Annotated in this window: 11 protein-coding genes; 9 read left to right on the top strand and 2 right to left on the bottom strand. The window is 49.2% G+C overall.

Going from position 1 to position 14970, the window contains the following annotated elements; genetic code table 11:
* Positions 1-38: 38 nt before the first annotated feature.
* From BM202_RS27390 to BM202_RS27365, 6 genes are all read left to right on the top strand, one after another.
* Positions 39-2516 (top strand): zinc-dependent metalloprotease, encoded by a 2478-nt coding sequence (locus tag BM202_RS27390; RefSeq protein ID WP_093832222.1) that lies wholly within the window; start codon positions 39-41, stop codon positions 2514-2516.
* A 163-nt stretch (positions 2517-2679) separates the two neighbouring features.
* Positions 2680-3309 carry a TetR/AcrR family transcriptional regulator gene (locus BM202_RS27385; protein WP_093832220.1) on the top strand — a complete coding sequence of 210 codons (630 nt, stop codon included), beginning with the start codon at positions 2680-2682 and terminating at the stop codon, positions 3307-3309.
* Positions 3310-3349: 40 nt separating this feature from the next.
* Positions 3350-4717: a TolC family protein gene (locus tag BM202_RS27380; RefSeq protein WP_093832218.1), complete on the top strand. Its 1368-nt coding sequence runs from the start codon at positions 3350-3352 to the stop codon at positions 4715-4717.
* 9 nt (positions 4718-4726) lie between these two features.
* Complete coding sequence (locus BM202_RS27375; RefSeq protein WP_093832216.1) at positions 4727-5830, top strand: efflux RND transporter periplasmic adaptor subunit; 1104 nt, start codon at positions 4727-4729, stop codon at positions 5828-5830.
* 102 nt (positions 5831-5932) lie between these two features.
* Positions 5933-9082, top strand: a complete 3150-nt coding sequence (locus BM202_RS27370) for an efflux RND transporter permease subunit (RefSeq protein ID WP_093832214.1) — start codon at positions 5933-5935, stop codon at positions 9080-9082.
* 231 nt (positions 9083-9313) lie between these two features.
* On the top strand, positions 9314-10732 hold the full coding sequence (locus BM202_RS27365) for a hypothetical protein (protein WP_093832212.1): 1419 nt from the start codon (positions 9314-9316) through the stop codon (positions 10730-10732).
* 71 nt (positions 10733-10803) lie between these two features.
* Here BM202_RS27365 and BM202_RS27360 read toward each other — a convergent pair whose 3' ends face one another.
* Together BM202_RS27360 and mdh are read right to left on the bottom strand one after the other, a co-directional pair.
* Positions 10804-11250: a DUF2846 domain-containing protein gene (locus BM202_RS27360; protein ID WP_093832210.1), complete on the bottom strand. Its 447-nt coding sequence runs from the start codon at positions 11248-11250 to the stop codon at positions 10804-10806.
* 141 nt (positions 11251-11391) lie between these two features.
* The gene (gene mdh, locus BM202_RS27355; RefSeq protein ID WP_093832208.1) at positions 11392-12333 is read right to left on the bottom strand and encodes a malate dehydrogenase; all 942 of its coding nucleotides are present in this window, start codon (positions 12331-12333) and stop codon (positions 11392-11394) included.
* A gap of 193 nt (positions 12334-12526) precedes the next feature.
* Between mdh and BM202_RS27350 the strand changes: the two genes are divergently transcribed.
* The 3 genes from BM202_RS27350 to gatA all read left to right on the top strand — a co-directional run bounded on the left by BM202_RS27350 (position 12527) and on the right by gatA (position 14931).
* Positions 12527-12988: a YkvA family protein gene (locus tag BM202_RS27350; RefSeq protein ID WP_093832268.1), complete on the top strand. Its 462-nt coding sequence runs from the start codon at positions 12527-12529 to the stop codon at positions 12986-12988.
* A 173-nt stretch (positions 12989-13161) separates the two neighbouring features.
* The gene (locus BM202_RS27345) at positions 13162-13368 is read left to right on the top strand and encodes a Sec-independent protein translocase subunit TatA/TatB (RefSeq protein ID WP_093832206.1); all 207 of its coding nucleotides are present in this window, start codon (positions 13162-13164) and stop codon (positions 13366-13368) included.
* 138 nt (positions 13369-13506) lie between these two features.
* Positions 13507-14931 carry an Asp-tRNA(Asn)/Glu-tRNA(Gln) amidotransferase subunit GatA gene (gatA, locus tag BM202_RS27340; protein ID WP_093832204.1) on the top strand — a complete coding sequence of 475 codons (1425 nt, stop codon included), beginning with the start codon at positions 13507-13509 and terminating at the stop codon, positions 14929-14931.
* The last annotated feature ends 39 nt before the right edge of the window (positions 14932-14970 follow it).

The following is a 14970-nucleotide window of genomic DNA, read 5'->3' as shown; positions in this document are numbered from 1 at the left end:
TCCCCGTATCTTGAGCGTCAAATACAACCTCTGCCAACATGAAAAAACGCTTATTTACACTTCTCTACTTTTTATTTATTACTACGTATCAATTGAGGGCGCAAGCTCCTACCGGAACGGGCGCATCGAGCAGTATTGCTACGTTCACAACAGGTATGGAACGTAATCCCGGTTTCATGACCTACTATTGGGATGCTAAAAAAGGCAAAATCTGGCTCGAAATCTCGACGTTCGATACCGAGTTTCTCTATTACCCAACTTTAGCACAGGGCGTTGGCTCTAACGACATCGGGCTGGACCGGGGCCGACTTGGCCAGGAGCACGTAGTGAAATTTCAACGTAGCGGCCCGAAGGTTTTGCTTATTGAATCAAACTACGCCTATCGCGCTATCACGAATGACGTACTAGAACGTAAAGCCGTTGAGGAATCTTTCGCGAAATCGGTTCATGCTGGATTTGACATTGTAGCGGAAGAGGGTGGAAAAGTATTAGTGGACCTCACTCCTTTTCTGATGCAGGATGCCGTTGGCGCCGTGCAGGCCATCGCCCGCACTAAACAAGGCACGTTCAAATTCGATCCGGCACGTAGTGCGATGTATTTGCCTCGAACCAAAGCCTTTCCACAAAATACCGAGTTCGAAACAATTATCACGCTAACAGGCGACAACCCAGGGGCTTACCTACGTGAGGTAGTTCCAACGCCTTCTGCCGTGACAATGCATCAGCATCATTCATTTGTCCAGCTACCGGATGCAGGCTACAAACCCCGGCTGTTCGACCCACGTATCGGTTACGGCGGCATCGAGTATTTCGATTATGCGACGCCCGTTAGCCAACCGATTATGAAACGCTATATTTCGCGGCACCGGCTGGAGAAAAAAGACCCGTCAGCAGCGGTCAGTGAAGCGGTTAAGCCAATTATTTACTACATCGACCCCGGAACACCCGAACCCATTCGGTCGGCGCTGATGGAAGGCACGGCCTGGTGGAATCAGGCGTTTGAAGCGGCTGGCTATAAAAATGCCTTTCAGGTAAAACTGCTCCCGGCTGATGCCGATCCGATGGATGTTCGCTATAACCTTGTACAGTGGGTGCACCGTTCCACGCGGGGGTGGTCGTATGGTGGCAGCATCAGCGATCCACGTACCGGCGAGATCATTAAAGGTAAGGTTACGCTGGGTTCACTACGTGTCCGGCAGGATTATCTGATTGCGCAGGGGTTAATAGGCGATTATGCCAGTGCAGCCGCTCCCTCATCGGACCCGATGATGCAAATGTCGCTGGATCGGTTACGGCAACTGGCCGCACACGAAGTTGGGCACACGCTGGGTCTGCCACATAATTACATCGCCAGTACGCAAAACCGGGCTTCGGTTATGGATTATCCAACGATGGTAGCCAAGATCAAAGGAGCCAGCATTGACCTGTCGGATGCCTACGCCAAAAACATTGGCGATTATGACAAATGGAGCATTCGCTACGGCTACGAGCAATTTCCGAATGGAACGGATGAAAAACAGGCACTGGACAAAATCGTGACCGACATGCACAAAGCTGGCCTGACGTTCCTGACCGATCAGGATGCCCGGCCCGAAGGTTCAGCGCACCCCGGCACGCACCTGTGGGACAATGGCGCCAATGCGGTCGATGAACTGAAACGGGTATCGGATGTCCGGAAAATGGCCTTAGCCAATTTCTCGGAAAAGAAAATACCGGTTGGCACACCGATGGCAACGCTCGAAGAAGTGCTGGTACCAATGTATATGTTCCACCGGTATCAGGTTGAATCGGCGGCCAAAGTAGTGGGTGGTCAAACGTACACAAACGCGCTGCGGGGTGATGGTCAGCCGGTGATGTCGACGGTTCCCGCTCCGGAGCAGAAACGGGCGCTGGATGCGTTGCTCGCTACAATTGACCCAACCTTTCTGGCGCTCCCAAAGCCAATATTGTCCCTGATTCCGCCCCGCCCGTTCCGCTACGACCCTAACCCCCGCGAAGTATTTAAACGTCGGTCCGGCATTACGTTCGACCCAATGGGAGCGCCTGAGGCTGCGGCCGGGATGACGCTCCAGATGATGCTCAATCCTGAACGTGTCAGTCGATTAGTGACCCAATCGGCCATCGACCCGGCACAACTGAGCTTGGAATCAATGCTCGATCAATTGCTCAATGTTACGTGGTATAAAGCTGATCCAGCCGATGGATACCAGGCGGAGGTAAAGCGTTTGACCGATAAGTTGTTTCTGCAGAAGTTGATCGACTTATCTGGCAATCAGGACGTAACTCCTCAGGCACGGGCCTTGGCTACGTTCAAACTGAGTCAGTTAAAAGGCAAGCTCAACGCAGCCAACGCGAATCCGAAAACGGCCGCTCATCATTTGTTCGCTGCTGATCAGATTCGCCGGGCAGAAGGAAACATGGCCGATCTGCGGCCGTCGAGTGCGCAAGCTCCCCCCGATGGTGCACCAATTGACCCTGGCCAGGAATGGTTATCGCCAGACTGCGACTGGAAGTAAAACAACAATTATTGTAATTTTTTCTGGAAGGCCGTTATATCAATCGTGATGTAACGGCCTTTTATCGTTCATAAATGACCATTTATAAAAATTTCAGCAAAAACAGAGTATAACGAAACAAATAAAATCTACCTTTGTTAGATAATTTGTAAGACGTTAGATAATGAGTGTTATAGATCGTAGAACACGACAAAAGGCTGAAGTCCGACAACGTATTCTGGACGCAGCCCGACAGATCGCTCGAGAGAAAGACTGGAATGCCGTAACGATTCGGAGTATTGCCGATGCTATTGATTACACAGCCCCCATCGTTTACGAGCATTTTGAGAACAAGGAGGACGTACTGCTCAATATTGTGAAGGAAGGGCATGTTGCAAACCGCAAGGCGTTTGATGCCACGCTGGCGATGGAGTTGAGTGCGGAGGAAAAAATTGTCAAGCTGTCGATGATCCAGTGGACGTTTGCTCACGAGCAGCCCGAAGTGTTTCGGCTGATGCACAACCCGGAACGAATGGAGCAGCAACGGGAGATGGTCCGGGAGGGCATGCAGGAAGCCAAACGGAAAATTGAGAGCCTGTTTCGGGAAGTCAGTCCAGATACAGAGAATATATCTGAAGTGATTTTCAACTGGTTTTGCCTGATGCAGGGCTATATCAATGTGATCACCAATGTTCGCCCAGAGCAGGGAGCCAAACTGCTTGAGAAAGTTGAAGATCCCAACATGGTGGCCCTCTTCAAGCAACCCACTCACTTGTTTGAACGAGCCATCCGCCGATTTATAAAAAGCTTATAACTCTTTTTCCGCTTCACTATATAATAGATTCCCAGAACTAATGAAAAGCATAAAGCAGACTACACTGATGATGCTGACGCTGAGCTTACTGGCAAATTGGGCCAGCGCTCAGAGCGCACCATCGGGTGGTTATACCCTCGCGCAGTGTGTTGAATATGCACGGGCGAACAATCCAACGATTAAGATTTCCCGCATCAATGAGCAGATTTCAGTAGCACAAACGCAGCAGGTCATCGGTCGAAACCTGCCGCAGGTTGGGATATCGGGATCAGTGCTGGATAATGTCAAAATCCCGGTTCAGCTACTACCAGGCGAGTTTTTCGGGCAACCAGGCACCTTTCTTCCCGTGCAATTCGGTACGCAATATAGCGCTACGTTAACGGGCCGGGTCGATCAGAAGCTTTTCGACCCATCGTTTGGGCTTGCGCTGAAAGCCGCAAAAATTTCAACTCAGGTACAGGCGCAGGCGACGTTGCAGGCGGAACAAACCCAAGCTTACAACATTGCACGAGCCTATTATCAGACACTGGTTATTGATTTACAGAAGCGCCTGACGATTCGCGACTTAACGTCATCCGATACATTACTGCGGCAGGAGCGGGTCCGTTTGCAGAACGGCACCACGCGCGAGATCGATTTTGGTCGGATTCAATTGAACCGAAACAATCTACAGTCACAGTTGGAACAGGCGAACCGGAATTACGAACAGGCGATCAATCAGTTGAAGTTTCAGATGGGCATGCCGCTCAGTGAAACGCTGGTGATTCAACCCCTGGAGATCGAGAAAGAATTACAGGTGGGTGAACTCCCAAATGCGGATAGCCGTTTTTTCGAGAACCGGCCCGATTTCAGACAGCTAGTTTTAAATACACAGTTGCAGGATCTGAATCGTCAATCCAACAACCGGGGTTATTATCCATCGCTGGGTTTATACGGTACCTATGCGACCAATGCCCAACGGCAGACATTCAGCTTTCTTGATGGCAGCCAGCCCTGGTTCAAAAGCTCAACAATTGGCCTTACGCTGAACTGGACGCCATTCGATGGTAATCAGCGGAAATACCGTGACCGCGAAAATCGGCTGAACCTGGAAACGCTACGTCTTCAGCAGATTCTAACCCGCGAGTCGGCTCAGTTGAGTCTCAGCAATGCACAGGTTAGTTACCAGAATCTGGTGACCGACATTCAGCGGGAGCGCGACAACATCGACCTGGCCCGTAAAATTCTGACCGTTACCGAACTGGAATACAAGGAAGGAATTGCTACGTCGGTAACGCTGATTGATTCCAAAGACGCGTTAACCACTGCTCAAAACAATTTAGCCAACAAGCTCATTAGCTTGTATCAGTCCCGATTAGATTACGAAGACTCGCAGGGAACCATTCTTCAATACGTCACCCAAAAATAAACAGTTACCATGAAACGAATTATCATTATAGGTGCGGTAGCTGGCCTGATCGCGCTGATTGGCTTCCGATTGGCAAGCAACAAAAAAGATATTGATGCGGCCAAGACGTCGTCCGTACAGTTCCAGACAACACCCGTCGTCGATGTGCAGCCTGTCTCCTACGAGCGTCTCGACCAGAAACTCTCGCTCCTGGGAACGGTGGCTGCCCGAAACGAAGGCGACATCATTGCCGAAACACGTGGTAAGCTCCAGAATTTCAATTTAGTGCTGGGTACGTTCGTCAAAAAGGGGCAGCAGGTCGGTTACATTGAGGACCCCGTGCAGGGCGTTGTAGTGGAGAATAACCAGACGGCGGTTGAAAATGCCAAACGTGAAATGGAACGTTACGAACGACTGCTGAAAGGTGGAGCCGTAACGCAGGAAGCGTATCAGAAGTATAAAGATCAGTACACCACAGCTTTGTTGAATACCAAACAGCAGCAACGGGTGCTGGGCAACGGTGCCGTTATCGCTCCGATCAGCGGGTATGTGTACGATAAAAAAGTGGAAAACGGTGAGTATGTAGCGGTTGGCGCCGTGCTGGCATCGGTCATTAATTTGCAGGAGCTAAAACTGGTGGTCAACGTGCCGGAGCAGGCAGTTTATCAACTCCAGCTTGGCGACAAAGCCAGCATTACGGCGCAAGCTTTTCCGGGCGTTACGTTTACGGGAACGATACACTACATCAGTCCTAAAGGCGATGATCTGCACAATTATCCGGTCGAAATCTACCTGAATAACAACAGTAAAAATCAGCTGAAGGCGGGTACATTGGCGAATGCTCGATTTACCTTTAAAAATGGTCTGGCGGGCTTATTCATTCCTCGTCGGGCGCTGGTGGGTGGTGCAGATAGTGCGAGTGTCTACGTAGTACAGAACAATATCGCGCGATTGCGTAAGATTCGACTTGGCTACGACAGTGGCGATCTGTATCAGGTACTCGACGGGCTAAAACAGGGCGAGCCCATTGTTGTCAATGGTCAATTGAATCTGACCAACGGAGCTAAAGTAACAGTGAGTAAAAGCCAGCCTGCTCAGGCTCAAACAGATACGTCAGTGGCGGTTAATCCTTAACAAACTGGCTGACGGTTTTAGTATTCGGGTCATGGTGGCGGACGCTTAGTCACTCACTGCAAGCCAGATACTGTAAACCGAATACCAAAAACCAAACTATACATGTCAGTAACTGAGATAGCCATCAAACGCCCGACACTGGTTGTGGTGGCGTTTACTGTCCTGGGTATTTTAGGCTTTATTTCGTATAAAAGCTTAAATTATACCCTGTTACCTAAATTCGATGCAGCCGTTGTAACGGTCATCACGACTTATCCGGGCGCAGCGGCTGGTGAAGTCGAAAACTCCGTGACCCGCAAACTCGAAGATGCCGTTTCGTCGCTCGAAAATCTGAAAAACATTAGCTCGACCAGTCAGGAAGGGCTCTCAATCATTCAGTTAGAGTTAAATTCTGATGCCGACCCAAATCAGGCGTTGCAGGATGCCCAGCGAAAAGTAAACGCGGTTCTCTCGCAATTACCGGACGAAGTTGAGTCACCAACGCTGCAAAAATTCTCGACAGACGACGTACCGGTCATCCGGATGGGCGCACGGGCCAACCTGGGATCGACTCAGCTCTATGATCTGGTTGATGATCAGATTCGAACGCAGTTGACCAAAGTAGATGGCGTCGGACAGGTAACGCTCACGGGCGGACGCAGACGCGAAATCCGCATCGGAGTCGATCCAGACAAACTCAAACTATACAACCTCTCGCTGGGGCAGGTGACGCAGGCCGTTACCTCGGCCAACCTCGATTACCCAACCGGGCGGATTGAAACCGATCAGGCCCAGTACGCGATTCGGCTGGCGGGTAAGTTTACCGACATAAACCAGATTCGAAATGCCTCTTTGTTGACGTCAGCCAATGGCACGAAAGTGGTGCTGAGCGACATAGCAACCGTTACCGATGGTATTGCCGATGCCACGACGATCAACCGGATCAACGGGCGCGAGTCGGTTGGTATTTCCATTCAGAAACAGACCGATGCCAATGCCGTGGCGATCAGCCAGCAGGTGCGGGGTATTCTGGGTGGTATCGAAAAACAGTATGCCAACATTGGCCTGAAGTTCGAGATTACCAGCGACTCCTCGACCTATACACTGGCATCTGCTGAAGGAGTTATTTTCGACCTTGAGTTTGCCGTTGTGCTGGTCGCCCTGGTGATGTTGTTATTTCTGCATAGCATACGTAACGCCTTCATTGTCATGGTATCAGTACCTGCGTCCATTATCTCGGTGTTCGTGCCGATGTATCTGTTGGGTTTCACGCTCAACCTGATGACCTTGATGGCGCTTTCGCTAGTGGTTGGTATTCTGGTCGATGACTCGATTGTGGTCCTGGAAAATATTTACCGCCACCTCGAAATGGGCAAAGACCGACGTACTGCCTCACTCGATGGTCGGAATGAAATTGGCTTTACGGCCGTGGCCATTACCATGGTGGACGTAGTAGTGTTTCTACCGCTCGTATTTGTGCAGGGCCTGATTGCGAACATCATTCGGGAGTTTTCGCTGGTGGTTGTGTTTTCAACGCTCATGTCGTTGATCGTGTCGTTCACCATTACGCCGTTGCTGGCCTCGCGTTTTGCCAAAGAAACAGACCTCAATGGCCCCGGTCTCGGCAAGCGTTTTCTGTCGTGGTTTGAAGGCCAATTTGATTCGCTCAAGCATGGCTACGCGCGTCTACTGGCCTGGAGTCTGGTTCACAAACGCTGGGTATACCTCACAGCGATTGCCTTATTTGTTGCGTCTATCGGACTCGTGACGGGTGGCTTCATCGGTACTACGTTCTTCCCGCAAAGTGACCAGGGTGAATTTATCATCCAGATTGAAGGCGAACCTTTTAACAGCCTGGCTGAAACGAACCGCATCTGTCAGAAAATTGAAAAGCAATTGATGCAGAACAAGTTGGTAACGAAAGTGAACAGCAACGTCGGTTATTCGAGTTCGGCATCGGGTGGCGGTTTAGGCTCTACACCCTATCACAAAGCCGAAATTACGGTCACCATTCTGCCAAAGAAGGAACGTACTATTTCGGTTGAAACGTTTGCCGCTCAGACAAAAGCGGAGATTTTGAAAACGCCCGGCCTGAATGTCAAATCGGCACCGTTGGCGATTACAGGAGGAGCAAACGCGGCCCCGATCCAGATTCTGTTGCAGGGTAATTCGCAGCAGGATTTACAACAGGCAGCCGCGCTTGTAAAGCAGGTGATCAAATCGGTTAGCGGAACCACCGATGTTGAACTGGCAGTCGATGATCCCAAACCTGAGCTGAAAGTAAACCTCGACCGTCGCCAGATGGCGCAATATGGGGTTTCCGTTGCGAATGTGGGCGCTACGTTACAAACGGCTTTTTCGGGAAATACGGACAGCAAATACCGGGTTGGTAGCCGCGATTACGATATTCGGGTAGAACTCAATAAGTTTAACCGTCAGAATAAAGATGACGTTGGCAACTTGACGGTACCCGATTCTCGGGGAAAACTCATCGAAATCCGACAGATTGCGGATTTATCCCTGGGCACGGGCGCTACTCAACTGACTCGCTACAATCGGGTTGGGTCATTATTTGTCAATGCGAACGTAGTAGGGCGCCCAACCGGAACAGTCGGGACGGAGATTGACAACATCCTCAAAACGAAGCAATTACCGGGTGGCGTAACGTACAAGCTGAAAGGTGATCTGGAGCGCCAATCCGATGCATTCGGCAGTCTGGGGCTGGCACTGGGCATGGCCATTACGTTTGTTTATCTGTTGATGGTCGCGCTTTACAACTCGTACTTCCGGCCGTTTGTTGTCCTGTTTTCTATTCCGATGGCCGTTATCGGTGCCTTTCTGGCGCTGGCGCTGGCTGAACAGGCCATCTCGTTCTTCGTTATGTTGGGGATGATTATGCTGATCGGTCTGGTGGCGAAGAACGCTATTCTGCTGGTTGACTTTGCCAATGCGCAGAAAGAGGAAGGAAAAAGCACGATCGATGCACTTGTCGAAGCGGGTCGTGAACGGATTCGACCAATTCTGATGACGACCATCGCGATGGCTATTGGCCTGCTGCCAATGGCCCTGGCAACGGGCGATGGGTCGGAATCGAAAAACGGACTAGCCTGGGTAATTATCGGTGGATTGATTAGCTCTCTCTTACTGACGCTGGTACTGGTACCAACCGTTTATCTGACGTTCGAGAACGTATTCAACGCGTTTAGCCGCCTGTATAGACGGTTGACAGGAAACAAAAATAAACCTGTGCCAACTAAACCAGCCGAAGTATAAATACGGGCTAAGACGTATCATCAGACCCTATTTTCCTGGCTTGAATAAGCAGTGGAATAGATGAAAAGCGGCTTGTTCCATGGGACAAGCCGCTTTTCATCTATTCTACTATTTATAAATTTCTCACTATCAGAAAATTAACTTCACGCCCAATTACATTTCAACCAATCTTTTATCCTGGCAGACACACTCAGTTATACCTTTGTGCCGATCCCAAAAACAGCAGTAAGCATGACCAAAATTACGAAAACTGTCTGGGTAGGTGCCTTGTTGATGACCGCTCAACTCACACTTGCCCAACAAATTACGCCAGTCGATACAACCGCTCCTAAACCTAAACCAGTAGCAGAAAAGAACGAGTTGAAATATAATCTCAACGAGTCAGGAACGCACTTTTTTAAAGCTACCTTTCTAAATCAGGCCTGGCTCCAATACAATCAGAGCAACCCAGGCACAACTGTCATTGGCGTTCCTAAAGACAATACGTTTTCTATCGGTCTGCGCCGGACCCGGATTCAGCTGTTTGGTCAACTCAGCGACCATGTTTTTCTGTACCTGCAGTTCGGAATGAACAATTTCAACTACCTGAACGGTGGATTTAGTCAAACGGCATCATCGCAGCGAAAAGTGCAGGCGTTCTTCCACGACGCCGTTGCCGAGTACCTGGTCTTTAAAAACAAAAATTACCTGAATCTTGGTGCTGGCTTGACTATCGTTAATGGCCTTTCACGCTTCAGTGCACCCAGCGTAGCCACCATTATGAGTATGGACGTACCGGTTTTTGCGCAGGCCACGGTTGACCAGACGGACCAGTTCTCCCGCAAATTGACGGTTTATGCTCGTGGGCAGGTCGGTCACCTCGACTACCGCGTAGCGCTCAGTGATCCATTCCCGATTCAAACCAATGGCTCGGCACTGCCTTCCTATGGTCCCAATTCTATTTTTGCGCTAAAGGGCCATGAAAAACAGTTTCAGGGCTTATTTATGTGGCAATTCTTCGATAAAGAGTCTCATCAGGCACCGGGCTATAACACTGGTACATACCTGGGCGCGAAGAAAGTTTTCAACGTTGAGGCCGGATTTATTACGCAGAAAAACGCGATGGTACATGTAGCAGCTCCCGGCGATACAGTCTATCAGAACATGAATCTGTGGTCGGTTGCGTCGTTCCTGGACATGCCATTGAACAAAGAAAAGGGGACAGCGGTCAATGCTTATCTGGGCTATTTCCACACCGATTATGGTAAAGACTATATTCGTTTCAATGGGGCGATGAATCCTGGAAGTGACATTGTTGCGGCACAACGTCCGGGTGGGTTGGGAGGCTCGCAGGGAAACACGTTCCCTATGTTCGGGACGGGAAGCGTGGTCTACGGTCAAGTTGGCTACTTAATGAAACGCGACCTGTTTGGCGCTGACAACGGAACGCTAATGCCCTATGTACAAGCCCAAATCGCTAACTACCAGCGGGTAAACAATACGTTAGGTGTTTACAATATTGGCCTTAATTACCTCATCAAAGGCCATAATGGTAAGTTGACACTCGATTACCAGAACCGCCCTTATTATGAACCATCGTCAGGCACCTCGAAACTCTCGGCAGGAGGTCGCCGTGGGCAGTTGACATTGCAGTATCAGGTATTTATTTAACACTGCTGGGTTTACATAAAAACTGCCCCGTCATCGTATGACGGGGCAGTTTTTATGTAAACATTGGCACCTCAATTAGTCATTGTCTCCTGGCATTTGTCAACCGTCATATCTTTCATATCACGATTGGCGGTATTCTCTGTCACTTCCGACATCTCCAGACGAGTTCGGGTAAGACTCGATTTTACATCCCCTTTAACGTAGTACTTCTTTCCGGCTTCGGTATCCAGATCAAGCCCAGTCTCCCGTTTAAATACTTCGATGCCACCCCGCTGCGCTGTTATGGCCAGTTTGCCGGGCTTTACTTTGTACTCTATGAATTTGTTATTGCTGAGTTTACAGATTTTCTCGCCATTGACGTAGATACTATAGTTTATTGCCGACGCGTAAAATTGCCCACCTCGGTAGATATAGATAGTTGTGAAATCATCGGTTGATAATTTTTGAATAGAATCGCTCCGGAAAGCCGAATTGATAAGACATAAACAAAGCAGGGTAAATAAAGACGCTATTTTCATAAATTAAAGGAGTCGTTAAATGTGTGAAGCAATATCGCTATCAACCCAGGTAGTTCGTACAAAAGACTTAGTAACCGTTAACGAAAAAAACTGACCGTCTGTGAACGGTCAGTTTTTGATCTATTTTGGACTATACTGTAGTTACACGCCGATATTCAACGTGCTCAGTACACCATTCATGTTCCGAACGGCATCGGCCGATTTGTTGAAAGCCGCCTGTTCTTCGTCGGTTAGTTTGTAATCAATGATTTCTTCCCAACCATTACGTCCCAGAACGACCGGTACACCCAGGCAAATATCCGACTGGCCGTATTCGCCTTCAAGCAACACGCAGGACGGAATTATACGTTTCTGATCGCGAAGAATGCTCTCAACCATGTAGGCACCAGCAGCACCCGGCGCATACCAGGCCGACGTTCCAATCAGTCCTGTCAACGTAGCACCGCCCACCATCGTGTCGGCAGCTACTTTTTTCAGTGTTTCTTCGTCCAGAAACTGGCTTACCGGAACACCTGCTTTCGTGGCCAACCGTGTCAGCGGGATCATGGTTGTATCGCCGTGACCACCAATAACGGAGGCTTGCAGGTCGTTAGGCGAGCAATTTAGAGCGAGTGACAGATACGTTTTGAAGCGAGCAGAATCCAGGGCACCTCCTAAGCCAATGACCCGATTTTTTGGCAAGCCCGACGACTTCAGCGCCAGATACGTCATCGTATCCATCGGGTTCGAGATAATGATAAAGATGGCGTCGGGCGAATGTTTCAGGATGTTTTCTGTCACACCTTTCACGATACCGGCATTGATGCCAATGAGGTCTTCGCGCGTCATACCTGGCTTACGGGGAAGCCCAGACGTGATGACGACAACATCCGAACCGGCTGTTTTCTCATAATCATTGGTAGAACCCGTCAGTTTAATATCGCAGTCGAGCAATGTAGATGCCTGAAGCATATCGAGGGATTTGCCTTCGCTGATGCCTTCCTTGATGTCCAGGAGCACAACTTCATGGGCGAGTTCCCGACGAACAATGTTGTCGGCACAGGTGGCACCAACGGCCCCAGCACCTACTACGGTAACTTTCATATGGTATTCGGAATTAAAGGGTTAACAAGCGACGCAAAAGTAAGGCCCTGGTTCAAGACAAACCAACAGCGTTTGGAATAAAACTTCTGGACCTATTTACCGTTAATAGACTATTCGAAGTAAAAATTGTTAGACTTTACTCATCCTTTGCTTTGTTATGCTGGCACCAGCCAGAACGGCAAAAACAATACTAATGAAAAACAGCAATCTCATTTCACGAATTCTAACCTCAATTTTCTTTAAACGGGCGAATATAGGAGCCGTTCGCTATGCTCGAAATACCCGGAGTTTGTTGCAATTAATTCGCGACGCAGTAGAAAAAAGTGGTGGTTTGTCAGGGGCAAACATTTCAGCGTTTCGTGATCAGTTAGGTGTTGTCACGCGCTTGTTAAAAGCCTATGCATCAGGGCAATATCGTGAACTACCCTGGAAAACGCTGATCCGAATCATTGCCGTATTGATCTATTTTGTTTCACCCATTGACATCCTGCCTGATTTTTTGCCCATCGTGGGCTTGACGGACGATATAGCGCTGATGTTCTGGCTATTCAGCGGCATAAAGGACGACATTGAGAAATTTCGTCAATGGGAAACCACCACAACCAGTTCGGGTGAGAACGTACCTCGGCGAGGTGAGACGATTAAAATTGGGTGAGTAGAATTGAATGAGGTTAAAGTTTACAGTAAGTGGTTTACGGTTATAGAGTGACAAACCAAATACCGTAAACTGAAAACCAAATTGGCTATTACTACGTAAGTTTCAGTACGTTTTAATAGATTGTACGAGAGAGTTTTGTTATTTTTGCATACATTCAAATTCCAGAAACCATGGTATTGGCAAGCATTTTTGCAATTTTGGGTTTGGGCAGTCAGGAAATGATCCTTATCTTCCTGGCATTGCTCCTGTTGTTCGGCGCTAAAAAAATCCCCGAACTCGCACGGGGCCTTGGAAAAGGCATCAAAGAGTTTAAAGACGCCACAAAAGACGTTCGCGAAAATATCGAAGACGGCCTGAAAGAGACCGATACGAAATAATCGAGTTTGTTCGTGACAGACAATCAGGCAGCTCCTTCCGGGAGCTGCCTGATTGTCTGTTTTTATTAGTTTGTCTTTCCGAACAGGGTGCGGAGTTGATAGGCCAGACCACCGGAATGACAGCAACTGTTTTTTATTTTGATAATCTACCGTAACTTCTCCTCCGTTCAAGCCGATCTTAAAACCGGCACGATTACCTGCCTTCAATTGGTGGATCAATATCTGGCTCGTATTGACGAAAACCAACACCTGAACGTTTTTACCGAAGTCTACGCCGACGAAGCCCGACAACAAGCCGAAGCTGTTGACCAAAAACTGGCAGCGGGTACAGCCGGACGACTGGCTGGTATGATTATTGGTATCAAAGACGTACTGAGTTACGCTGGACACAGCGTTCGGGCCGGAAGCCGGATTCTGGAAAACTTTACCGCCCAATTTACTGCGACAGCCATACAACGGTTGCTGGACGAAGATGTCATTATCATTGGTCGGCAAAACTGCGATGAGTTTGCCATGGGTTCCTCGAACGAGAACTCGGCCTTTGGTCCCGTTCGCAACGCAGTCGATCCTGATCGGGTACCGGGTGGGTCGAGTGGCGGCTCTGCTGTAGCGGTACAGGCGGGTCTTTGTCTGGCTAGTATTGGTTCTGACACCGGCGGCTCGGTTCGACAACCAGCCGCTTTTTGCGGTGTAGTGGGATTGAAACCAACCTACGGACGTATTAGTCGTTGGGGACTTATTGCCTACGCATCCTCATTCGATTGTATCGGCCCCATTGCTAACAATGCCAACGATGCGGCATTGCTGCTCGAGATCATGGCTGGACCTGATGAATTTGATAGCACCGTATCGAGCCAGCCGGTCGCTTCCTACACCTCCGCTACCCTACCCGACAGACCTTTACGTATTGCATATCTTCGCGATGGCGTTGAGAGCGCGGGTGTAGACAAAAGCATTCGAGACGCTACTCAGCTTACCCTTAATGAGTTGCGAGCCGCTGGTCATATAGTAGAACCCGTTGACTTATCGCTTATCAACTATTTACTCCCTACGTATTATATTTTGACCACTGCCGAAGCCTCATCGAATCTGTCGCGTTTTGACGGAGTACGGTACGGATATCGTAGTCAGGGGGATGGTACATCAGTAATGGATCTTTTGTCGTTGTACAAAAAAAGCCGTACCGAAGGATTTGGGGCAGAAGTACGTCGGCGGATTCTGCTCGGCACATTTGCACTCAGTGCCAGCTATTATGATGCCTATTATACCAAAGCGCAGCAGGTCCGGCGGCTAATTCGCCAGGAAACCGAGCGTGTTTTTGAGAAATATGATTTTTTACTTTCCCCTACTACGCCCACTCCGGCGTTCCGGCTGGGGGAGAAAACGGACGATCCACTGCAAATGTACCTTGCCGATATTTTCACGGTGCAGGCTAACGTAGTGGGCTATCCGGCTATATCGATCCCTAATGGAACCGATGCCAACGGCCTGCCAATTGGCTTACAATTGATGGCCCCTCCTTTTGCCGAAGGGGCGTTAGTGGCCCTGGCAAAAAATATATAAGAAATGGGATGTATGTTTCCTGGCCAGGCATACGTCACA

The organism is Spirosoma endophyticum, from assembly GCF_900112365.1.
In the GTDB taxonomy this organism is placed as follows: domain Bacteria; phylum Bacteroidota; class Bacteroidia; order Cytophagales; family Spirosomataceae; genus Spirosoma; species Spirosoma endophyticum.
This window is presented reverse-complemented; position numbering and strand designations above follow the sequence as displayed.